The 21,707-nt window shown below is 53.7% G+C and carries 25 protein-coding genes; 7 read left to right on the plus strand and 18 right to left on the minus strand.

All coding sequences use genetic code 11. The features are described from left to right. Nucleotides 1–165: 165 nt before the first annotated feature. The 10 genes from HII27_RS24835 to HII27_RS24880 form a co-directional block, all read right to left on the minus strand. Complete coding sequence (locus HII27_RS24835) at nt 166–1,287, minus strand: ribosomal protein uL16 3-hydroxylase (RefSeq protein WP_185669972.1); 1,122 nt, start codon at nt 1,285–1,287, stop codon at nt 166–168. A 76-nt stretch (nt 1,288–1,363) separates the two neighbouring features. Further along, a complete protein-coding gene (phoQ, locus tag HII27_RS24840) occupies nt 1,364–2,827 on the minus strand; it encodes a two-component system sensor histidine kinase PhoQ (protein ID WP_185669973.1) in 1,464 nt (487 codons plus the stop codon). After that, nucleotides 2,824–3,498 (minus strand): two-component system response regulator PhoP, encoded by a 675-nt coding sequence (gene phoP / locus HII27_RS24845; RefSeq protein WP_035896075.1) that lies wholly within the window; start codon nt 3,496–3,498, stop codon nt 2,824–2,826. The genes phoQ and phoP overlap by 4 nt, the downstream gene beginning before the upstream one ends. Before the next feature lie 123 nt (nt 3,499–3,621). Continuing rightward, complete coding sequence (purB, locus tag HII27_RS24850; protein ID WP_185669974.1) at nt 3,622–4,992, minus strand: adenylosuccinate lyase; 1,371 nt, start codon at nt 4,990–4,992, stop codon at nt 3,622–3,624. 3 nt (nt 4,993–4,995) lie between these two features. Further along, nucleotides 4,996–5,637, minus strand: coding sequence for a high frequency lysogenization protein HflD (gene hflD / locus HII27_RS24855; protein WP_035896078.1), 642 nt, complete (start codon nt 5,635–5,637; stop codon nt 4,996–4,998). Nucleotides 5,638–5,711: 74 nt separating this feature from the next. Then, nucleotides 5,712–6,821, minus strand: coding sequence for a tRNA 2-thiouridine(34) synthase MnmA (mnmA, locus tag HII27_RS24860; RefSeq protein WP_035896079.1), 1,110 nt, complete (start codon nt 6,819–6,821; stop codon nt 5,712–5,714). A gap of 53 nt (nt 6,822–6,874) precedes the next feature. Continuing rightward, entirely contained in the window at nt 6,875–7,336 is a 462-nt protein-coding gene (locus HII27_RS24865; protein ID WP_185669975.1) for an NUDIX hydrolase, read from the minus strand. A gap of 57 nt (nt 7,337–7,393) precedes the next feature. Then, entirely contained in the window at nt 7,394–7,723 is a 330-nt protein-coding gene (csgC, locus tag HII27_RS24870; protein WP_185669976.1) for a curli assembly chaperone CsgC, read from the minus strand. Between the two features lie 58 nt (nt 7,724–7,781). Continuing rightward, complete coding sequence (locus tag HII27_RS24875) at nt 7,782–8,318, minus strand: curlin (RefSeq protein ID WP_185669977.1); 537 nt, start codon at nt 8,316–8,318, stop codon at nt 7,782–7,784. Between the two features lie 48 nt (nt 8,319–8,366). Then, nucleotides 8,367–8,873 carry a curlin gene (locus HII27_RS24880; RefSeq protein WP_185669978.1) on the minus strand — a complete coding sequence of 169 codons (507 nt, stop codon included), beginning with the start codon at nt 8,871–8,873 and terminating at the stop codon, nt 8,367–8,369. Between the two features lie 701 nt (nt 8,874–9,574). Between HII27_RS24880 and csgD the strand changes: the two genes are divergently transcribed. From csgD to csgG, 4 genes are read left to right on the plus strand one after another with little or no spacing between them, the layout of a single operon-like run. Further along, entirely contained in the window at nt 9,575–10,225 is a 651-nt protein-coding gene (csgD, locus tag HII27_RS24885) for a biofilm master transcriptional regulator CsgD (protein WP_185670000.1), read from the plus strand. Nucleotides 10,226–10,227: 2 nt separating this feature from the next. Beyond that, nucleotides 10,228–10,617 (plus strand): curli production assembly/transport protein CsgE, encoded by a 390-nt coding sequence (gene csgE, locus HII27_RS24890; RefSeq protein WP_185669979.1) that lies wholly within the window; start codon nt 10,228–10,230, stop codon nt 10,615–10,617. A gap of 9 nt (nt 10,618–10,626) precedes the next feature. Next, nucleotides 10,627–11,040, plus strand: a complete 414-nt coding sequence (gene csgF / locus HII27_RS24895) for a curli production assembly/transport protein CsgF (RefSeq protein WP_185669980.1) — start codon at nt 10,627–10,629, stop codon at nt 11,038–11,040. 24 nt (nt 11,041–11,064) lie between these two features. Further along, nucleotides 11,065–11,910 carry a curli production assembly/transport protein CsgG gene (gene csgG, locus HII27_RS24900; RefSeq protein WP_185669981.1) on the plus strand — a complete coding sequence of 282 codons (846 nt, stop codon included), beginning with the start codon at nt 11,065–11,067 and terminating at the stop codon, nt 11,908–11,910. A 25-nt stretch (nt 11,911–11,935) separates the two neighbouring features. Here csgG and rluE read toward each other — a convergent pair whose 3' ends face one another. Then, a complete protein-coding gene (gene rluE, locus HII27_RS24905; protein ID WP_185669982.1) occupies nt 11,936–12,607 on the minus strand; it encodes a 23S rRNA pseudouridine(2457) synthase RluE in 672 nt (223 codons plus the stop codon). Between the two features lie 229 nt (nt 12,608–12,836). Here rluE and icd point away from each other — a divergent pair, with 229 nt between their 5' ends. Together icd and HII27_RS24915 are read left to right on the plus strand one after the other, a co-directional pair. Then, on the plus strand, nt 12,837–14,087 hold the full coding sequence (gene icd / locus HII27_RS24910; protein WP_185669983.1) for an NADP-dependent isocitrate dehydrogenase: 1,251 nt from the start codon (nt 12,837–12,839) through the stop codon (nt 14,085–14,087). A 94-nt stretch (nt 14,088–14,181) separates the two neighbouring features. Then, nucleotides 14,182–14,652, plus strand: coding sequence for a GNAT family N-acetyltransferase (locus HII27_RS24915; RefSeq protein ID WP_185669984.1), 471 nt, complete (start codon nt 14,182–14,184; stop codon nt 14,650–14,652). A 71-nt stretch (nt 14,653–14,723) separates the two neighbouring features. Here HII27_RS24915 and HII27_RS24920 read toward each other — a convergent pair whose 3' ends face one another. Further along, on the minus strand, nt 14,724–14,966 hold the full coding sequence (locus HII27_RS24920; protein ID WP_185669985.1) for a DinI-like family protein: 243 nt from the start codon (nt 14,964–14,966) through the stop codon (nt 14,724–14,726). 77 nt (nt 14,967–15,043) lie between these two features. On the opposite strand from HII27_RS24920, the gene umuD reads away from it, so the two are divergent. Continuing rightward, entirely contained in the window at nt 15,044–15,463 is a 420-nt protein-coding gene (gene umuD / locus HII27_RS24925; RefSeq protein WP_185669986.1) for a translesion error-prone DNA polymerase V autoproteolytic subunit, read from the plus strand. 2 nt (nt 15,464–15,465) lie between these two features. Here umuD and HII27_RS24930 read toward each other — a convergent pair whose 3' ends face one another. The 6 genes from HII27_RS24930 to HII27_RS24955 form a co-directional block, all read right to left on the minus strand. Continuing rightward, nucleotides 15,466–16,578 carry a M20 family metallopeptidase gene (locus HII27_RS24930; protein ID WP_185669987.1) on the minus strand — a complete coding sequence of 371 codons (1,113 nt, stop codon included), beginning with the start codon at nt 16,576–16,578 and terminating at the stop codon, nt 15,466–15,468. Then, nucleotides 16,578–17,333 carry a glutamine amidotransferase gene (locus tag HII27_RS24935; RefSeq protein WP_185669988.1) on the minus strand — a complete coding sequence of 252 codons (756 nt, stop codon included), beginning with the start codon at nt 17,331–17,333 and terminating at the stop codon, nt 16,578–16,580. Before HII27_RS24935 ends, HII27_RS24930 begins: the two co-directional genes overlap by 1 nt. Nucleotides 17,334–17,346: 13 nt before the next feature. After that, a complete protein-coding gene (locus HII27_RS24940) occupies nt 17,347–18,426 on the minus strand; it encodes a phosphotriesterase family protein (protein ID WP_185669989.1) in 1,080 nt (359 codons plus the stop codon). A 3-nt stretch (nt 18,427–18,429) separates the two neighbouring features. Then, entirely contained in the window at nt 18,430–19,431 is a 1,002-nt protein-coding gene (locus HII27_RS24945; RefSeq protein WP_185669990.1) for an ABC transporter permease, read from the minus strand. Between the two features lie 18 nt (nt 19,432–19,449). Further along, nucleotides 19,450–20,196, minus strand: a complete 747-nt coding sequence (locus tag HII27_RS24950) for an ATP-binding cassette domain-containing protein (protein WP_162180094.1) — start codon at nt 20,194–20,196, stop codon at nt 19,450–19,452. 379 nt (nt 20,197–20,575) lie between these two features. Further along, a complete protein-coding gene (locus HII27_RS24955; protein ID WP_185669991.1) occupies nt 20,576–21,598 on the minus strand; it encodes a LacI family DNA-binding transcriptional regulator in 1,023 nt (340 codons plus the stop codon). Nucleotides 21,599–21,707: the final 109 nt, after the last annotated feature.

Consider the following 21,707-nt stretch of genomic DNA (forward strand, 5'->3'; position numbering starts at 1 on the left):
TATGACCGGAAAAGCCGTAGTATTATCCGGATAGACTAGGAAAGTGTTACCTATGTTCCCGGTCTGAAGTGTTACCTATGTATCCGGTCGTACATTCGCTCGCCCGGGCTACATATTGCACAATTGTAGCCCGGCCAAGCGCGGCGCTGCCGGGTTTATCGCACATTACTCAGCAAAGAACCAATACCCGCTGTTCACCAGTGCGGCCAACATTGCCAGGAAGGACGGGTCGTCCAGCGCCTCACCAAAATGCTGGCTCTCCAGCATAATACTGCCCGCCATCGCGTCCAGCGCCTGCTGATGCGGTGAATCCACTTTCTCGCCGTTAACAAAGAAATCGTCGCCGATACGAATCACTCGCAGGCCGCCCAGACGTTGCAGCATATCGCCCTGTTGCAGCGCGTCGTAAATCTCATCCGGTTGATACGGCGGCTCCGGCGGCGCGATATCCAGTTCGTGGCGCGACTGGCTGATAAACTCGCCCAGCCACTGCTGGAAATGCTCCGGCTGCTGGATCAACCCCAGCATCATGTCGCGCAGACGATCCACTTCCTGCGGCAGCAGATCCGCCGGGTGATCGCGTGACGGTACGTCCGGGTCGCTGTAGTGCTGGTTACCGAGGTCGCGCTGCAGAATATAGTCGGCAAAGCCGCTAATCAGCTCGCGGCTGTTCGGCGAACGGAAGCCTACGGAATAGTTGAGTGAATTCTCCAGCGCGTAGCCTTCGTGCGGGAATCCAGGCGGAATATAGAGGATATCGCCGGGCTCCATCTCTTCATCAATGATCGCCTCGAACGCCTGTACCTGCAGCAGATCCGGGTGCGGGCAGTGCTGCTTAAGCGCGGTTTTCTCGCCCACGCGCCAGCGACGACGGCCGGTACCCTGAATGATAAAGACATCATACTGATCGACATGTGGGCCAACGCCGCCGCCCGGCACTGAGAAGGAGATCATCAGATCGTCAATGCGCCAGTCGGGGAGGGCGCGGAACGGGCGCATTAGCGCGCTGGAGGGTTCGTGCCAGTGGTCAACGGCCTGAACCAGCAGCGACCAGTTGCTTTCACCGAGGTGATCGTAGCTTTCGAAAGGACCGTGGCTGACCTGCCAGTTGCCATCAAGGTGGCTCACCAGTCGGCTATCCACTTCATTTTCCATCGCCAGACCAGCTAGTTCATCCGGTGAAATAGGGTCAATAAAGTTGGCGAAGCCGCGTTTCAGCACCACCGGGCGTTTTTGCCAGTAGCGCGCCATAAAATCGGGCCAGTTTAACGTTAAGTGGTATTCCATATTGATATTTCCGCAGCAGATGTATGTCCGGATTATACATCGTATTCACAAAACTACCCTGCTACGGAAACATTATTTACCCTTCGTGACTGTCGAGATCCTGATGGCCGAAAAGGACCTCCATTTTTGCGCCGCCGAGCAGGCTTTCGTGGGCGATAATCTGGCCGTCATACTGGTCAACAATATCGCGGGCTACCGACAGGCCAACCCCTTGCCCTGGACGTAACGTATCGGCGCGCTGGCCGCGGTCAAAGACGATATCGCGCTTACTTTGCGGAATGCCAGGACCGTCATCTTCGACAAAGACATGCAGATAATCGTCGCTCTGACGGGCGGAAACCTCAACGAACTCAAGGCAGTACTTGCAGGCGTTATCCAGCAGGTTGCCCATCACTTCCATAAAGTCGTTTTTCTCACCGACAAAGGAGATCTCCGGCGAAATGTCCAGGGTGATGTTGACCCCTTTACGTTGATAGACCTTATTGAGCGCCGACGTCAGGCTGTCCAGCAGCGGGGCGACCGGGTGAAGCTCGCGGCTAAGCAGGGTGCTATCGCTACGCATACTGGCGCGATGCAGGTAGTAGCCAATCTGCTGCGAGATGCGGCTTATCTGCTCCAGCATCACCGGTTCGGCTTCGTTGACGGTGATCTTTTCACTGCGCAGCGAACGCAGCGAGCTTTGCAGCACCGCTAACGGGGTTTTCAGACTGTGGGTCAAATCGGTGAGCGTAGTTCGATACTTGTCGTAGCGGTCGCGCTCGCTTTTTAGCAGCCGGTTAAGGTTGCGAACCAGGCTTGTCAGTTCGCGGGTGGTATCAGGATTCAGATGCTCGCGGTGATGTTCCTCCAGTTCGCGGACCTCGCGGGTGAGGTCCGCGATGGGGCGTAGGCTCCAGTGGGCAGCAATCCACAGCAGTGGAATAACCAGCAGCAGGTTGGCGGCGAGTACGTAGGAGAACCAGCTCCAGACCATATAGGAACGCTTAAGCTCAATCGGAATGGTATCGACCACCACGATAGTCAGCGCAGGCATCAGGCTGGTGGCTGGATAGCTGTTAACGGCCACCGAGTGGGTCATCTCCGAATCGTCGCCTTCCTGGCGCATTTCGGTCAGCTCTTTTTGCATCTCATGATCGTCGCGCAGCAGGGTACTGCTGGCGTCGGCATCCGCTTCTATTTCATAGAAACCGTTGCCTTTAAGCCACTCGGGCTGAATGCTTTTCGTGAGCCACGGGAGATCTTTTTGCTGCCACAGCAGTTCGCCCCGATCGTTATAGATCAGCGCAACCGTGGGGCCCTGCATATTGAGATTCTCGGGGATATCGACGTGCAGCGCGTTGTCTTCCCATTTGGAGAGGGTATAGAACAGGTTGCTCTCGCCGCGCAGCAGACGGAAGGTGGTTTTATCGAAGCTGACGCTATAGCCAACCAGCGCCACCATGCCGTAGGCCAGTGACAGCACGATAACCACCGCGGCCGTCGCCAGCAGGAAACGCATCCGCAGTGAAAGCGGCAGGAGATGCCGACGTAAGCTCTTCATTCGCGTAGTTCGAACAGATAGCCCTGACCGCGTACGGTGATAATCACGTCCTGGGGATACTGAGCCTGAATTTTCTTACGCAGGCGGCCCATCAGTACGTCGATGGTGTGGCTCTCGCGCAGTTCCGCATCGGGATAGAGCTGAAGCATCAGGGAGTCTTTGCTGACCACTTTGCCGTTATTGCGGATCAGCGTTTCCATAATAGTGTATTCAAACGCGGTGAGCTTAATCACTTCGTCATTAATGGAGAGCTCGCGGCGGGAGAGGTCAACCTGGAACGGCGGCAGGGAGATAACCTGCGAAGCATGCCCGCTGTTACGACGCATCAGCGCCTGCATACGGGCCGCCACTTCCTCAATATGGAAAGGTTTGGTGACGTAGTCGTCGGCGCCCGCGCTCAGCACTTCCACCTTATCCTGCCAGCTTTCACGCGCGGTGAGCACCAGAATAGGCAGCGAAATATCGTGGCTGCGCCAGCGGCGGATCAGCGACAGGCCGTCCTCATCGGGAAGCCCTAAATCCACAATCGCAATATCCGGGATATGCTCGCCTAAGTAATAGTCTGCTTCCTTCGCGTCTTCTGCGGCATCCACCTGGTGGCCCATTTCCTGGAGCTGAACTTTCAGGTGGTGACGTAACAGAGCGTTGTCCTCTACGACGAGTACGCGCATGCTGCTTCTCCATTAAATAAATGACGTGAATAGTTTAACGCGATTATGAGCTTATGGAGATAAACATTAACTAAATTGGCGGGAAAGTCCCCTCCTTCAGGAAGAAGGAGGGGGAGGGCGGGATTATTTCAGCTCGTCAACCATGGTGATGGCGCGGCCGATATAGTTCGCCGGGGTCATGGCTTTCAGACGGGTTTTCTCTTCTTCCGGCAGCGCCAGACCGTCGATGAACTGCTTCATACCTTCGGCATCCACGCGCTTGCCGCGGGTCAGCTCTTTCAGCTTCTCGTACGGTTTTTCGATACCGTAGCGGCGCATCACGGTCTGAATTGGTTCAGCCAGCACTTCCCAGTTGTGATCCAGTTCGTCGAGCAGACGATCGCGGTTCACTTCCAGTTTGCTCACGCCTTTCAGGGTGGACTGGTAGGCGATCAGCGCATAGCCAATACCCACGCCCAGGTTACGCAGCACGGTGGAGTCGGTCAGGTCACGCTGCCAACGGGAAACCGGCAGTTTGCTTGCAAGATGCTGCAGCACGGCGTTAGACAGACCCAGGTTGCCTTCGGAGTTTTCGAAGTCGATCGGGTTAACCTTGTGCGGCATGGTGGAAGAACCGATTTCACCGGCGATGGTTTTCTGCTTGAAGTGGTTGAGCGCAACGTAGCCCCACACATCGCGATCGAAGTCGATCAGAATAGTGTTGAAGCGTGCGATGCAGTCAAACAGCTCGGCAATATAGTCGTGCGGCTCGATCTGGGTGGTGTACGGGTTCCACTGAATGCCCAGAGAGGTGACGAACTCTTCGCTGAACTGGTGCCAGTCAACGTCCGGATAGGCGGCGATGTGGGCGTTATAGTTACCGACCGCGCCGTTGATTTTGCCGAGGATCTCAACCTGTGCCAGCTGACGGTACTGACGTTCCATACGGTAGGCTACGTTCGCCATCTCTTTACCGATGGTGGACGGCGTGGCCGGCTGACCGTGAGTACGGGAGAGCAGCGGAATATCGCGATACTGAACGGCCAGATCTTTGATTGCGTCGATAGTTTTGCGCCAGTACGGCAGCACCACTTCTTCGCGCGCGGTTTTCAGCATCAGCGCGTGGGACAGGTTGTTGATGTCTTCGGAGGTGCAGGCAAAGTGAATGAATTCCGACACGGCGTGCAGTTCAGGCACGGACGCGACTTTTTCTTTCAGGAAATACTCAACCGCCTTCACGTCATGGTTGGTGGTGCGCTCGATGGTCTTAATACGCGCCGCGTCTTCTTCATTGAAGTTTGCCACGATGCTATCGAGGAAACCGTTTGCGTCGGCAGCAAAAGCAGGAACTTCCTTGACGGCTGCGTGTGCGGCCAGCTTCTGCAGCCAGCGTACTTCGACTTGTACACGGAATTTCAGCAAACCGTATTCGCTGAAAATCCCGCGCAGCGCGCTGACTTTATCGCCGTAGCGTCCATCGACAGGGGAAACGGCGGTCAGTGAGGATAATTCCATAGATCATAACTCCGGGGTTAAATGAGCAAGAATTTGTTTGGCCTGAGTGGTCAGGCGATTACGAGAAAACATCAGCTGTAGACGGCCACCGCCAACCTGGTGCCACAGCACCGCGGCGCGGATACCTGCCAGCAGCGAAGCACGGACCTTGGACTGCACCTGCGGGCTTTGCAGCACGGCAGGGGAGCCGGTCACCTGAATTCGCGGGCCGAGCGGGCTAATCACGTCAACATAAATACCCGCCATCGCGCTCAGCAGGGTGTCTGACTGTAAATCAAAATGGTCGAGCTGACGCTGCAGACCGGTAATACGGTTGCCCAGAATATCCATCGCGCCTTTGGCGGCGGCGAGCTTGCGCTCCAGCACCATCAGGCTGAGGGTATAGCGGGTCAGCTCTGCGTTCAGACCCTGACGGCTGCTGGCGTTCAGCACTGCGAGCAGGGTTTCAAGGCCGAGACGAAGATTGGCTTCACTGCCACCGAAGACGCCCAGCGCAGAGTCTGGGTTGAGATCGATAATACTGTTCAGCGAAACGTGTAACGCATCGCCGTCGCAGTGCCCCTGATGGGCCAACTGCTGCACCAGACGGGCTGACTGGCAGATGCCGGCCAGCGCCAGGGTGATGTCATAGTAATTCTTCGCCACGCTCACTCCTTGTTGGCATCTGACCTGCGGCGCGACGCGGGCCAGAGTGCGTTATACCCTATCGAGGCAGGGCTTTATTCCACTGGCAGCGGCAGACGCTGCTCAATCACGCCGCCACCCAGGCAGATTTCCCCGTTGTAGAACACGGCGGACTGACCAGGAGTGACTGCGGCAACAGGTTCTTCAAAACGAACCTCAATACGACCTTCATCCAGCGCGGTAACGGTGCACGGGATATCGGTCTGGCGATAGCGGGTCTTCACGGTGCAGCGGAACGTGCCGGTGACCGGTTCGCGGTCAACCCAGTGCAGCTGCTGCGCGATAAGACCGACGGACATCAGTCGCGGGTGATCGTGACCCTGAGCGACAACCAGCACGTTGTTTTCAACGTCTTTGTCGACCACGTACCACGGATCTTCCGTCCCTTCTTTGGTCCCGCCAATACCCAGACCTTTACGCTGACCGAGCGTGTGGTACATCAGCCCCTGATGGGTGCCGATCTCTTCGCCGTCAACGGTGATGATTTTGCCCGGCTGCGCCGGCAGGTAGCGACCGAGGAACTCGCGGAATTTACGCTCGCCGATAAAGCAGATACCGGTAGAGTCTTTTTTCTTCGCGGTGATGAGATCCAGCTCTTCGGCGATTTTACGCACCTGCGGTTTTTCCAGTTCGCCGACCGGGAACAGGCTTTGTGCGATCTGTTCGTGGCCCAGCGTATAAAGGAAGTAGCTCTGGTCTTTGTTGCCGTCGAGACCACGCAGAAGCTGGCTTTTGCCGTTCACATCCGCGCGGCGCACATAGTGGCCGGTGGCGATGTAATCAGCGCCCAGATCTTCAGCAGCGAACTCGAGGAAAGCTTTAAATTTGATCTCTTTGTTGCACAGGATGTCCGGGTTCGGCGTACGGCCCGCTTTGTACTCTTCCAGGAAGAGCTCAAATACGTTATCCCAGTATTCGGCAGCAAAGTTCACGGTGTGCAGCTCAATACCGAGCTTATCGCACACCGCTTGTGCATCGGCCAGATCCGCCGCCGCAGTGCAGTATTCCTCGCCGTCATCTTCCTCCCAGTTCTTCATGAACAGGCCCTCCACCTTATAGCCCTGTTGTTGTAACAGGTAGGCGGAAACGGAGGAATCAACACCGCCGGACATGCCGACGATCACTTTTTTCTGGCTTTCTGACATTGGAATACTCACGACATTGGACTTCAAGGCGGCATATTCTAGCACGCGGCCCTTTACTTGACACCCTCTGTAAACGGCCAGTTAAATTCGCCGATGAGTGACAGCGGATAGCGTGCATCCTGCTGATAGCTACGAATACTTTCGGCAACCAGCGCGGAACGCAGGTTTTTAGCCTGCAAAATCTCGTCGGCGCTGAGCCATAAACAGCGGTCAATGTCGCTATCGTGCGGTTCGGTCGCGCAGATACTGTCGAGTTCAATGACGAACAGGAATCGCAGGAACGGCGTGTTGTCCGGGGCCAGCCACTGGTGCATTCGGAGAAAATGCTGCGGCTTAGCGCGGATGCCGGTCTCTTCCCATAGCTCGCGCTCGGCGGCCTGGGCCAGTGTCTCATCTGCCTCAAGGTGGCCTGCGGGCTGGTTCCAGAGCGCTTTGCCGTTGATGGTCTCTTCAACGACCAGAAATTTATCTTCAGCGTGAACCACGCAGGCGACGGTAACGTGTGGCTTGAACATGCGGCATCCTTATCGAGCGAGAAAGAAGATAAGGATATAAAGAAGAAGAGGGGGAAATCAAACTCGCGCCGACGATTGCCAGCTTTGCTGCACGATGATCCCCTGGCGGTTGCTGAGGGTGACGGTCACCTGCGCCCACTCTCCCGGCGGCAGCGTCAGCGTCATGCTGGCCAGCGGCTGCGGCTTTTTCCCCTCAAGCGCAATGCTGCCGCGCTGGCTACTGGTGCTTTGCCCGGACGTCCCCTGATGAATGACGCTGACGGTTAACTGGCACTGGCAATCGTCGGCCAGGGTGACCATCGGCGTAATAACAACCGCATCGGCCTGCTGTTGGGTATCAAACCAGAGCTGATTGCTGAGGGCGGCGGCGATAAGCAGTAGATGCATAGAAGCCTCCTTTTGCTGAGAGAAATCAGCCGGATGAGAGGCTCATCCGGCTGTCGTGTTATTGCTGTGAGGTGTACGAGTTATTGTGGTTACCGCTTTGGTTCACAATCGTCAGCGAGTTATTGTACGACTGATTAACGTTGCTGTTGTTGTACCAACCGCTCTGGGAGACCAGCACCATCGCGTCATGCGCAGACTGGCCCACGGTCGAGCCGTTGTAGCTACCGGTCTGTTTCACTTCAATCGAGCTTCTGTCGCCGGTCTGTACCGCCGTAGAGTAGTTGTTGTTACCTGCCTGGTTGATGCTGGTCAGGCTACGATCGCCGGTCTGGTTGGCCACCGAGGTGTTATTACTGCCGCCCTGGTGTACGTCGATTTTCGATTTGTAGGCGCTGCTTTGCACCGCACTCGAGCTGTTGCTATTGCCAGACTGGTAGACATGGATCATGGCATCCCAGTTACCGACCTGAGGCAGCGTCGGGCTGCTGTACTGCGGGAATTCTGACGGACCACCGCTACCTGAATGGTTACCGGAGGCCAGCGCTGAACCCGAGACGAACAATGCTGACAAAACAACAATTTTCCACGTTTTCATGAAGATACCCCATAGGTTTATCGATAGTTAACTCACCCGTACCGCTTGCTAATTTTGGGTAATGCGAATTGCCATTCCTGCCGAGTTTTGCACAACGCCCGCGCTGCGGTTTGTGCCCGTTTGATTAATCTGCGTAATATTGCCGTTGCCTTTATTGACAATTTCCGCAAAGTTATCAAAACCCGTTTGCGTAATATCTGCCTGATTACCCGTGCCTGCTTGCACTAAGATTGCGGAGTTATTCATCCCTGATTGAGTAACATTGGCAGTATTACTATTGCCGTATTGAGCCAGCGCCGCGCGATTATTAAAGCCACTTTGGCTTAACGTTGCGGCATTATGTCCACCAAACTGCGAAATTGAGCCAAATAAATGACTGCCAGACTGAGTAATAGCGGCGAAATTTCCACTACCTTGCTGACCAGTAATAGCAATTTTATCGTAGCCCTGATGGAATTTATCCAGCCCGGAGAATTCTGAGCCCGCTAAATCCCCTCCAGCAGTTGCCAGACAGGAATAACCCAATACGGGTATTAATAAAAACCACTGTTTCATAATGGCACCTTGATTTAACCGATGGTTAAAGTCAGGAGTTAAATCGGCGCACCAATAGCCTGCTTATGAATAACTGGCTGCGCTGATTTATGGCTTGAGTATGTCGGAGGGGAGAAACTAATTTTTTCGCCTGAATTGCGTATTTTGAAAAATCACGTCAGTCGTTAGTATGAGTTTTTTGAGGAAAGCTCGTGGTAGGGTGCGGCGCGAGCGGGATGTTACCGGTATGCGTTCTTATACGATCAGTACGTATTGGTTTACACCTTCCGCAAAGTCCGCCATTTCTATGACAAATAATGTCAGTTCTCATTTACACCCACTGCCTTTTTTGGTGGGTCTGGCAATATCATGCATAAAATACGATGTATCCATGAAGCCAATCCTCGAATTTGGCTAAATGACAATTTCGCTATTTTTTGTAGGAAAATCAGCAGTAAGGTGAAATCAGCCTGAAATAAACTGACATGATCTTGTTACAATTTGAAACACAAATAATCCTTGCGATAAAAATGGCAATGTCTAGATTGAACAGTATTGCAGCACTTTCTGGAAACAAGCGCCAATTGTGCGTCCATTTTCCCTTTATTGTCATACTTATATATCAGCAACTACACAGAACAGCACCTCTTTCTTGATATGCATTTTTTATGCATATCAGAAAGAGAGCTTGTTCCGAGCAGCAAGCGGAATGGGGTTTCATAATGCCGATAGAAATAGAAGCGGTGAATAATGATGCGTTAATGCTAATAACCCGGCCTTCATTGCAGGCCACTGCCCTTGTACATCAACTCAGAAGCTCGTTAACGATTAATGTCAAAACCCAGAATATTTTAAAATCGCTCGATCAGCTGAAAGCGGAGCGATTGCTGGTGCTTTTTGACTTAAGCGAGTCGGATAAAAAACGGAATTTGCTCTGGCAAACTGAGCTGCGGCGGTTACGCGATAAAGTTAAAGTTCTGCTGATCAATATGCCGGATGATTACGCCTTCCACGAAGTGGAGAGCTGGCCTGGGATCAGCGCGGTATTCTACTTATCCGTTGATGAACACACCCTGATTGAAGGCATCCGCAACGTGCAGAAAGGCGGCTGCCATTTCCCTCACGACCTCACCAGTTATCTTATTAATCAATCAGGTAGTTACCGTTATCATGACGATACCAGCGGGCTGACGCAGCGCGAGAAGGACATCCTGAATAAGCTCAGGATGGGCGCGTCAAACGTGGAGATCGCCAGGCTGCTGTTTATCAGCGAAAATACGGTAAAAACGCATCTCTATAATCTCTTTCGCAAGATTGCGGTTAAAAATAGAACGCAGGCCGTCTCCTGGGCTAACGAAAACCTCAGGCGATAGTTATGAAATATTTATTCCGTATTACAGCATCAATATTGATGCTGATGGTATCGCACGCCAGTTATCCAGCCGAAGTCGAAGTGCCGGGCCTGGTTACCGATAACACTATTACACGGGTCGGGCATGATTTCTATCGTGCATTCACCACCCACTGGGAGGCGGAATACCCTGCGGCTATCACAATTAATGAACGCCCCAGCGCGCGCTGGGGAAGTTGGATAACCATTAAAATCGATCAGGATGTTTTATATCAGACTTTTTTATTTCCGAGTAAAAAAGACTTTGATAAACAAGTCTCAATGGCCATCGCTGCTGTTTATGACTCTGTATCGAAAAGAGCCATTAACAAAGCATTATTAAATACCGGTGATTTGACCCACGACGAGTTCTAGGAGCGTACGATGAAAGTGCTTTCTGTGATGCTTGGCATCGGCTTGCTATCGACTTCAGTTCATGCTGGGAATTTAACCTTCCAGTTTATTAACCCTAATTTTGGTGGTAATCCCAATAACGGTGCATTTTTACTTTCAGAAGCGAATGCGCAGAACTCTTATAAAGATCCCAATGCTTATGATTGGGGAGCCGTTTCGGGAACATCGGCATTAGATAATTTTTCTTCCGCCGTTCAGTCGCAATTATTGGGTAGCCTGATGGGAAATGTCTCCAGCGGTAAACCGGGGCGGTTAGTGACCAATGATTTTATTGTTGATATTAAAAATGTCGACGGTCGGCTCCTGATGAATATTCTCGATCGTAAAACCGGGAAATCCTCAACCATCGAAGTTGACGGTCTGAACAGTGTTTCATCAAATTAATCACCTCCGTGGCGAGATGCAGAAATGAAAAATATAGCTGGCGCAGTGGTTATTTTTATTAGCCTGTTTATGCTTACGGGCTGTATTACCTCTCCCCCTAAACAGGCGGCGAAACCGACGCTATTACCGCGGTCGCAAAGCTACCAGGACCTCACCCATTTACCGTCGCCAAAGGGCAAGCTGTTTGTCTCGGTTTATAATATTCAGGATGAAACTGGGCAGTTTAAACCCTATCCGGCCAGTAACTTCTCGACGTCCGTACCGCAAAGCGCCACCGCCATGCTGGTGTCGGCGTTAAAAGACTCCAACTGGTTTATTCCCCTTGAACGACAGGGACTGCAAAACCTGCTCAACGAACGCAAAATCATTCGTGCGGCGCAGGAGAACGGCACCGTGGCGGTGAACAACCGCACCCAACTGCCGTCGCTGGTGGCGGCGAATATCCTGATCGAAGGGTCGATTATCGGCTATGAAAGCAACGTGAAAACGGGCGGGGCAGGGGCGCGCTATTTTGGTATCGGCGCCAGCACGCAGTACCAGCTTGATCAAATCGCGGTGAACCTGCGCGTGGTCAACGTCGGAACCGGGGAGGTGCTTTCATCGGTAAATACCAGCAAAACGATCCTCTCCTATGAGTTCCAGGCGGGGATCTTCCGCTATATCGACTATCAGCGCATCCTGGAAGGCGAGGTGGGTTATACGGTGAATGAACCGGTGATGCTCTGCCTGATGTCGGCGATTGAAACCGGGGTTATCTATCTGGTGAATGACGGGATCACGCGTAACCTGTGGCAACTGCAAAACCCGTCAGACGCTAACGCCCCGGTGCTGGAGAAATATAAGAACATCATTGTGCCCGATATTTCCTGACCGGGCTTGTCCTGTGAGCGCGGTGTTAGCTGCGCTCTGCGGCCGATGCATCGGCATCGCGCCATTCGCCGTTTTTCAGGTCATCCAGCGTATAGCTGCCCATCGCATAGCGAATCAACCGCAGCGTTGGGTAGCCTACGTGGGCGGTCATCCGGCGCACCTGGCGGTTACGTCCTTCATAGAGCGTGACCTTTAGCCAAGCGGTTGGAATGGCTTTGCGCTCGCGGATCGGCGGATTGCGCGGCCATAACCACTCCGGCGCGTCTACTTGCTCAATACCGGCGGGCAAGGTGGGACCATCGTTCAGCGTCACGCCATTTCGCAGTGCCTCAATAGCCTCCGGCGTCGGTTCACCCTCAACCTGCACGTAGTAAATTTTCCCGGTGCGCTTACCCGGCTGCGTGAGCCTGGCCTGCAGCGCGCCGTCATTGGTTAATACCAGCAGCCCCTCGCTATCCCGGTCGAGACGACCTGCGGCGTAGACATTTTGCACAGGAATATAATCTTTTAGCGTGCTACGTCCTGCTTCATCGGTAAATTGCGGCAACACATCGTAGGGTTTATTGAACAGAATAACGCGTTTTGGTTGGTTATCTTTACGCGTCCTGGTGGCTTGTCGTGAGCTGAATCGCTCAAGCTGGTTTTTTCTAAATGAAGTCTTAATCATAGTATTTTCAGGCTCTATAGATTCGCGCATTATAGCCTAATAACGAGAGTCTTTCATGGCGACAAACAATCAGGTAGTATTGACAGGCTTATTACAAAACATTAACAAAATGCTCTAACTCTTTGTGTTGCAGGAAGACGGTAAGACAGTGCATCTCCAGGCTATACCTAAACGGGATAAGTGGAGTGGGCGTAGTAGCGGCAAGAACCTGTGGCGTAAAGGATGACGAGCACACCAGAAGCGCTCGAAGGAGAGGTGAATGGAAAGCAAAGTAGTTGTTCCGGCGGAAGGTCAAAAAATCACCCTGAAAGATGGCAAACTGAATGTGCCACACAAACCGATTATCCCATTTATTGAAGGCGACGGTATCGGTGTTGATGTCACCCCAGCAATGCTGAAAGTGGTTGATGCCGCTGTTGAGAAAGCCTACAAAGGCGAGCGTAAAATTTCCTGGATGGAAATTTACACCGGGGAAAAATCCACCCAACTTTATGGCCAGGACGTATGGCTGCCAGCAGAAACGCTGGATCTTATCCGCGACTACCGTGTTGCTATCAAAGGCCCTCTGACTACGCCAGTTGGCGGCGGCATCCGTTCTCTGAACGTTGCGCTGCGTCAGGAGCTCGACCTGTACGTGTGTCTGCGTCCGGTTCGCTACTATCAGGGCACCCCAAGCCCGGTTAAACACCCAGAACTGACCGATATGGTCATCTTCCGTGAAAACTCTGAAGACATCTACGCGGGTATCGAATGGAAAGCTGACTCTGCTGACGCTGAGAAAGTGATTAAATTCCTGCGTGAAGAGATGGGCGTGAAGAAAATTCGCTTCCCTGAACACTGCGGTATCGGCATCAAGCCGTGCTCCGAAGAAGGGACCAAGCGTCTGGTGCGTGCGGCGATTGAATACGCTATCACCAACGACCGCGATTCTCTGACCCTGGTTCACAAGGGTAACATCATGAAGTTCACCGAAGGCGCGTTCAAAGACTGGGGTTACCAGCTGATTCGCGAAGAATTCGGCGGCGAACTGATCGACGGCGGCCCGTGGCAGAAAATCAAGAACCCGAACACCGGCAAAGAGATCATCATTAAAGATGTGATCGCCGATGCGTTCCTGCAGCAGATCCTGCTGCGTCCGGCTGAATACGACGTTATCGCCTGTATGAACCTGAACGGTGACTACATCTCCGATGCGCTGGCAGCTCAGGTTGGCGGTATCGGTATTGCACCGGGCGCGAACATCGGTGACGAATGCGCACTGTTCGAAGCGACCCACGGTACGGCACCGAAGTACGCAGGCCAGGACAAAGTGAACCCAGGTTCTATCATCCTGTCCGCAGAAATGATGTTGCGCCATATGGAATGGTTCGAAGCGGCTGACCTGATTGTTAAAGGTATGGAAGGCGCTATCAATAACAAGACCGTGACCTATGACTTCGAACGTCTGATGGAAGGCGCTAAACTGCTGAAATGTTCAGAGTTTGGTGACGCGATCATCGAAAACATGTAATCCAGTTGCTGGGTTCGTGATAAACGGGAGCCGGTTGGTTCCCGTTTTTTTTGCCTTGTAAAAACGACAATAATGATAAGCGAGGGAAATACTGATGCAAATCAGACAGGCTACACCGCAAGAAGCAGAACGATGCTGGGATATTCGGAATCAGGCCATTCGCGCGGGATGCACATCGAGCTATGATGCGACGGTCATTGATGCATGGACGCCGGACAATATGCCTGAGCAGTATCGCCAGGAGATTGTTAACTATCCGTTTTTTGTGGCGGTGGACGATAGCGATCGACCGGTGGCAACGGGTTATCTCGATCTCACTTCCGGTAGCGTAGAGGCTATTTTTACTCTGCCTGAGTACACCGGAAAGGGATTGGCCGGATCGATTATGAATGCAATAAAAAGAGAAGCCCGCGCCCGTGGATTTCAAACGATTACCTTGTCCTCTACGCCCAATGCGCAAGGGTTTTATGAGACGCAAGGATTTACCGTTGTGAAGGAAAGCGTGCACTTCTCTGCATCGGCGAATGCGCAATTGCGCTGCATCGATATGATGCTGAAACTGTAAGGGCGACGCGAACTTCTCTGGCGCTAACGACGCGTAGCGGGTGTTGTGCCAGAGAAGATAACGGCACCGCGTTATTCACTCACCAGCCAAAACTCCGCCTCGTCGAACATCTCCTGCACCGTGCGACTGATCTGCTCTTTTTCATGCTTGCTGGCATCCGTATTGATGGCCGGCAGCGTCATCATCGGTTTCACCCGAACTTCAGCATCCGGGAAAATGCGGTGCACTCTCTTACTCAATTCGCCGAGAATGATCTCTTTTGCACCAGGCAAACCCTCAAAATTCCTTTTGTCATAAACGAGTTCCACGAACATTTTTAGCCTCTCTTTACTGGGTATAACGACAGTATATATACTGTATGTATAAACAGTGTCAATAGAGTGAGTTCATTATGAAGTTTTATTCACCCACCGGCCCAGGCCAAATGGCGGCGCTGCCGTTGTTCGGTGACCTCGTTCCCTGCGGGTTTCCGAGTCCGGCGCAGGACTATGTCGAGCAGCGTATTGATTTAAATAAGCTGGTGATAAGGCACCCCAGCGCGACCTATTTTGTTCGCGCCGCCGGGGATTCCATGAGCGGCGCGGGAATTGGCAATGGCGATCTGTTGGTGGTTGATAGCGCTAAAACCGCACAGCACGGGGATATCGTGATCGCGGCGGTTGACGGTGAGTTCACGGTTAAGCGCCTGCAAACACACCCGTCGGTAATGCTGATTCCTGAAAACCCGTCCTATAGGCCGATTCAGTTCAGCGGTGAGGACTCGCTGGATATTTTTGGCGTCGTGACGCATATCCTGAAGACGGTCGGCTGATGTTATGTCATCCAGTCACTGATAATTTCCCCATACAGTCGCTCAGCGTCGTCGAGTCGACTGAGCAGACAGTATTCGTCGGTTTGATGCGCCATAGCCGGTTCGCCAGGCCCGAGAATAATGCAGGGCGGGTTACCCAGCGCGGGCAATAGTAGAGACGCGTCGGTAAAGTAGGGGACAACGCGCGGTTCGAGCGGTTTATCGTGCAGTGGTTGGCAGCGCTGATAAACCTGTTTTATCCAGGCGTGATTTTCCTCGCTTAATACCGCAGGCAAATCAACCAATGTGGTGACCGTCACGTGCTCGCCCAACAGCGTGCTGAGTTGCTGGCGAATGGCCGCGTGCTGCAAATTGGGGGCGCTGCGGATATCGACATCAAAACGCGTGCGATCCGGCACGGAATTGATATTTAGCCCACCCTCAATGCGCCCGACGTTAAGCGTGGGTTGCTTCATTAACGGATGGGGTGCACCCGGTGAAAAATGCTGAATCTTGCCCAGCGCATCCGCCGCCAGATAGATAGCATTAATTCCCAGTTCGGGCATCGCGCCGTGCGCGGTTTTCCCTCGGGTTTCACAACGTAGCCACAGCGCGCCTTTGTGTCCGATGACGGGGTAATTGGCGGTCGGTTCTCCGACGATCAGCGCACCGATCTCCGGTAACGCGCCGGACTCAATCAATGCGCTTGCGCCATCACAGCCGGTTTCTTCTCCGCCGGTAATCAGCAATACCACCCCGCGCCCGGCGAGAATAGCTTCCCGGTGCTGAACGCAGGCGACGGCAAACGCCGCCACGGCCGCTTTCATATCGCTGGAACCGCGGCCGTAAAGGCGAGTGTCGTCAACCTGCGAGCCGAAAGGATCGTACAGCCACTGTGCATTACCAAGCGGTACGGTATCCAGATGGCCGGTAAAGGCCAGCGGTTTCCCGGCTTTCGTGCCGGGAAGCGTGGCGATCAGATTACTGCGCCTTGAGCCGAATGACGATAGCGAAACCGTAAAGCCATGATCGCGCAGCCAATCGGCAAAGAACTGCATACAGTCGGTTTCGTTGCCTGGCGGGTTAATGGTATTAAAGCCCAGCAGATGCTGGGCGAGTTCAAGAGTGGCACTCATCAGTCGCGTTCCGTCAGCCAGTCGAGACAGTTAACCCATAACTGGCGGTAGCCTGGCCATTTGGCAAACTCTTCCGGTAGCCAGTGCGCTGACATATCGCTGGTCCAGACCAGAGAACGACCCTGTTGATATTCGCGAATGGCCAGCAGCGGGTGACCGGTGCCTGCAACGGTCGCCAGCAGTTTGCCTTCCGGATGCATTTCCACTTCGTTATAACCCAGCAGCCACGGCCATTCGCCGGGAAGATCGTTAAACAGCGCGTGGGGCTCCGTCATTTCGGCATAGCAACCTTCTGGGGTTTCAATACGATCGTCCCATGCCAGACAACGAACCGGCAGCACTTTCTCGACTGCGGTATGACGATAACGCGCGCCGCCGTTAATGCCCTGGAAGCTGTAGTAGCCGCCAATCATCATCAGCGCACCGCCAGCCGCGACATAATCATGCAGTAGCGTCAATCGATTAGCGGTACGGCGGCTTTTCAGCCAGGTATCCGGATGCAAAAGCAGAGTATTGGCACCAATATCCGACAGAATAATGGCATCCCATTGCTGTAGAGCTTCCAGCGTCATTGGAAATTCGACCGCTGCCGCGTGGGCGGGCATATAGGTGATGGCGTAATGGCTATCGGCTAGTGCGGCCAAAAAGTCCGTTGCCCCGGTGTGCCAGGTCGCGGTGGCAAACTGGTCGAAGCCTTTAACGTGCGTTGATGTGCTGGTCCAGGATTCACCCACCAGTAAAATTTTCTTCTGCATTATGACGTTCCTTTTATCCGCCAAAGACCCGTTGGGGATTTCCAATCATCAGGGTTTCGAGTTGTTCCCCGCTAACGCCGTGACGACGTAAACGGGGAACAAAATGTTTGAGTATGTAGCCGTAGCCGTGACCGCCGTAGCGGGTGAGCATGGTTTTCAGGAACACATCCTGTGAGAGTAAAATCTGCTGGATATAGCCATCGTCAATCAGCTCGCAAATGGCGCGGGCGTTCTCTTCATCGGAAGGCGACTGTGCCGACTCATCGGCGTAGTAGTAGCTCATGCCGATCATGTCATATTCGAGAAACGCTCCGCGCTGTGCTAACTCGCGCTGGTAGCGCTTATCGGCAAAGCTGGGATTCATATGGCACAGCACCGTATGACGTAGATCGGCCCCTTCCTGCTCGAGAATATCCAGCACCCGGTGCCCCAGCCGTTCCCAGCCAGGCAGATGGACCTCGATCGGCACACCGGTTGCGGCGCTTGCCCGGCCGGCTGCGCGCAGAGACTTCTCTTCGTCTGAAGTAAAACGGCTGGAGATGCCAATTTCCCCGATCAGTCCAGCCAGCACCTCCGGTTTCTCCTCTGCGCCGCCGAGATCGTAGATTAAGCGCTCGGTTAACTGCTCGACGCTGCTGGTTTTCACCCACTCAGGGTGCGACGGCTCCAGGTAGAAGCCGGTACCCATAATAATGTTGAGCCCGGTCAGGCGAGCGATACGCGCCAGCGCCTTCGGATCGCGGCCAATGCCGATATTGGTCGGGTCAACGACCGTCTCTCCGCCAAGGGCACGATATTTAGTCAGCTCCTCAATCGCTACATCAACGTCAAACAGCTGGCAGTTATCACGACTCATGAGTGGATTCAGCGACAGCTCGCCGAGGTTTTCCATCTTCACTGGCATTTCAGCAAGATGGCGATCGCTACAGCAACAGGGTGGCACCCATTTCCCGGAGGCATCCAGCAGGATGTGCTCATGCATTAGCGTCACGCCCATCTCGCTAATGGGCAGCGGGCCTAACACCGTCATGGCATAACCGCTGCTGACGCCGACCGGAAGCGGAGTAGGGTGACGAAAAATTGATCCTTTCATCTGTTATCCTTTTGCTGCAGAGCGCGTGGGATTGAGAATGCGCGTGTTCAGCCAGATAGCCAGCAGGATGATGGTGCCGGTCGCTATTTGGGTGTAGAACGGTGAAATATGCGACAGGATCAGTCCGTTCTGAATGACCGCAATCGACAGCGCGCCGAGTAACGTGCCAATAATGGTACCGAAGCCACCAAACAGGCTGGTGCTGCCGAGTACCACTGCGGCAATCACCTGCAGTTCGAAGCCTTCGCCCTGGTTGGAAGATCCGCTGCCGAGGCGTGCGGTAATAATCATTCCGGCCAGCGCGGCGGCCATTCCGCTGATGATGTACACCTTCATGGTCACGGCTTTCGTGTTAATACCGCTGCGTCGTGCGCCCTCTGCGTTAGCACCGATGGCGGTAACGTAGCGGCCAAAACGCATATGATTCAGGACGATATGTCCGATAACCAGAATCATAATACCGATAACCGCTGGCATCGGGATGCCCACAACCCAGGCGCGGCCTATAAAGGTAAACAGGCTGTCCGCCGGGACGGGAATGGAGTAGCCCTGAGTCACCAACAGCGCGATGCCGCGAACTACGGCCAGAGTGGCAAGGGTGACGATAAACGCCGGTATCCCTTCATAGGCAATAAAGAACCCGTTGATGGCACCAACCAGACCGCCGAGCAGCACACCGCCGAGCAGGACAACCGGCCACGGCAGTCCCCAGTTATTCAGCGCGATAGCGGAAAGCGCGCCAACCAGCGCCAGAGTGGAGCCTACCGACAGGTCTATGCCACCGGTGGTAATTACCAGCGTCATTGCGGTTGCCACGATCAGCAGTGGGGCGCTCTGACGAATAATATTCAACCAGTTGGTACCGGTGAGGAAGTTACTGGTGATCAGCGAAAACACTACGCAGCAGAAAACAAAAAACAGCGCGATGCTGACGACGCCAGAGTGGTTGTGCAGCAGGCGGCGCGGCAGCGAATGCTGGATCATGCGAGAGCTGCTTAAGTTCATGATACTCATCCTGTTACCTCAATGTGCGGCCGCAGAGCGGGCGGTGAACTTTTCGCCCACAATCAGATTAACGATATCGCTTAGGCTGGTGTCAGCGACGCGCCGGTCGGCAACGTTGGTGCCTTCATACATGACCATGATGCGGTCACAGACCAGGAACAGGTCTTGCAAGCGGTGAGTTATCAGAATCACGCTCACGCCGCGAGCGGAAACGCGGCGGATGAGTTCCAGAACCGCTTCAACTTCCGCGACGGCAAGCGCAGCGGTGGGTTCATCCATAATCAGCACTTTCGGGTCAAAGGCCGCCGCGCGAGCGATGGCAATGGCCTGCCGTTGACCACCGGAGAGGTTCCTGACCAGCAGACGGGTATCGGGAATAGAAATGCCGAGCCCTTTGAGCATCTCACGGGCATCGGCGTGCATTCTGGCCTCGTCGAGAAAAGGGATACCGAGAACGGATTTCATCGGCTCGCGGCCCATAAACAGATTGCCTGCGACGTCAACCGTGTCGCATAGCGACAGATCCTGATACACCATCTCGATATGACAGCGGCGAGAATCCGCCGGATTGGTAAACTGGTGCTGTTCGCCGTCGATACGAATTGTGCCGCTGGAAGGGATTACCGCGCCAGATAACACTTTAGTCAGGGTAGATTTCCCCGCGCCGTTATCGCCCACCAAACCCAGTACTTCACCAGGTGCCAGCTCCAGGTTGACGCCGCGCAATGAACGTATCGACCCGTAGGTCTTGGTGATATTAATCATCTCCACCCTTGGCGGGGTAGTGTGTGGCTGCTGCATCTGATAACTCCCATTGCTATTGCCGGGAAAATGTTCGCCATCCTGCGCGAGATACGTCATTCAGCACGGTTTACAATCTAGTAAACCGGTTTACCTGATGAATGAAGCACTCACAAGCACAGTCAGGCCAACGCTATTTAAGATATTTATTCGCCAGTAAGAACATTGCAGCATCCGTGCCAGGGCAGAAACAACACAGCAGCCCTGTGATCTAACGTTATGTAATAAATAGATTTTATTTATTACCCTACGGTAAACCGGTTTACTGATTATAGTGAAGGTTTTTTGAGTTGATCGTTTTTTGCGCCAAAACTGGGCGCTTTTGCGCCATTTTGGGACGAGCTTAACAAATCTTGATCGAATCGCGGCCGACCCATTCAACCGGCAGACGGGTTTCCGCAGGGATATCTTTCTCGTTGTTGAGCAGGCGCAGCATGATGCTCACCGCCGTATGGCCCAGCTCCCGGGCGGGCTGGCGGATAGTTGAGATGCGGGGTTGGGTGAAATCGGCATAGTTGGCATCATCGAAACCGACTAGCGACAGTGCTGCCGGTGCCTGCAGCCCGCTGGCACGTAACCCGTCGAGCAGGCCCAGCACCAGATAGTCACTCGCAGCAAAGACAGCGGTAGGGCGGGTCGGCTGGCTAAACAGGTGGTGCAGCGCCTGCTGGCCGAATTCTCGCCGATAGTCGCCATACATGATCCACTCAGGTGGCCAGCTCAGACCTGCTTGCTCCATCGCGGTGCAGAATCCCTGATAACGCTCGCGGACGCTCATCAGTTTGTCTGGCCCACCAACGAAGGCGATATGTCGATGCCCGGCAGCGATCAGCTTTTCAGTGGCAATTCGCCCGCCCTGTACGTTATCAGCAAAGACTTTCGGTACCTTGCTGCCAGGAATATCTTCATCCAGCAATACGATGCGTTCATGGAGCTGAATTTCTTTACGCAACAGACCGTTATCCGGTCGGTTAGTGGTGAACAATAGACCATCAACCTGGCAGGTATCCAGCCAGCGAATAAACTGACACTCTTTATCAGGATTGTTGCGGGTGATGCACAGTACCAGGCTGTAACCGCTGGCAGAAGCGGCCTCCTCGGCAGCATCGGCCAGTTCAGCGAAGAAGGGGTTGGTGATATCAGGTAACACCAGCCCAAGCGTTTCGCTTCCCCCTTTGCTCAGGCGGCGTGCGAGGCTGTTGCCGCGATAGTCCAGTTCGTGGATAGCCGTTTCAATACGATCGATAGTGTCCTGCGGCAGCACAATGCTGTTGTTCATATAGCGTGACAACGTCGCTTTAGATAGCCCTGCCAGCTTTGCCACATCGGATAGCAATACGCGTTTTATACTCATTTGCTGCGCCATTTCTGCCAGAATCGGCTATCTGTAACATAGTTAAGCGCCGTGGATACAGCAATTTCTTGGGTAACCATGAGGTGGAAATTAATGCTTGACAAATTTTAATCGGCAGAGA

It is taken from the genome of Kluyvera sichuanensis (genome assembly GCF_014218705.1).
Taxonomy (GTDB): domain Bacteria; phylum Pseudomonadota; class Gammaproteobacteria; order Enterobacterales; family Enterobacteriaceae; genus Kluyvera; species Kluyvera sichuanensis.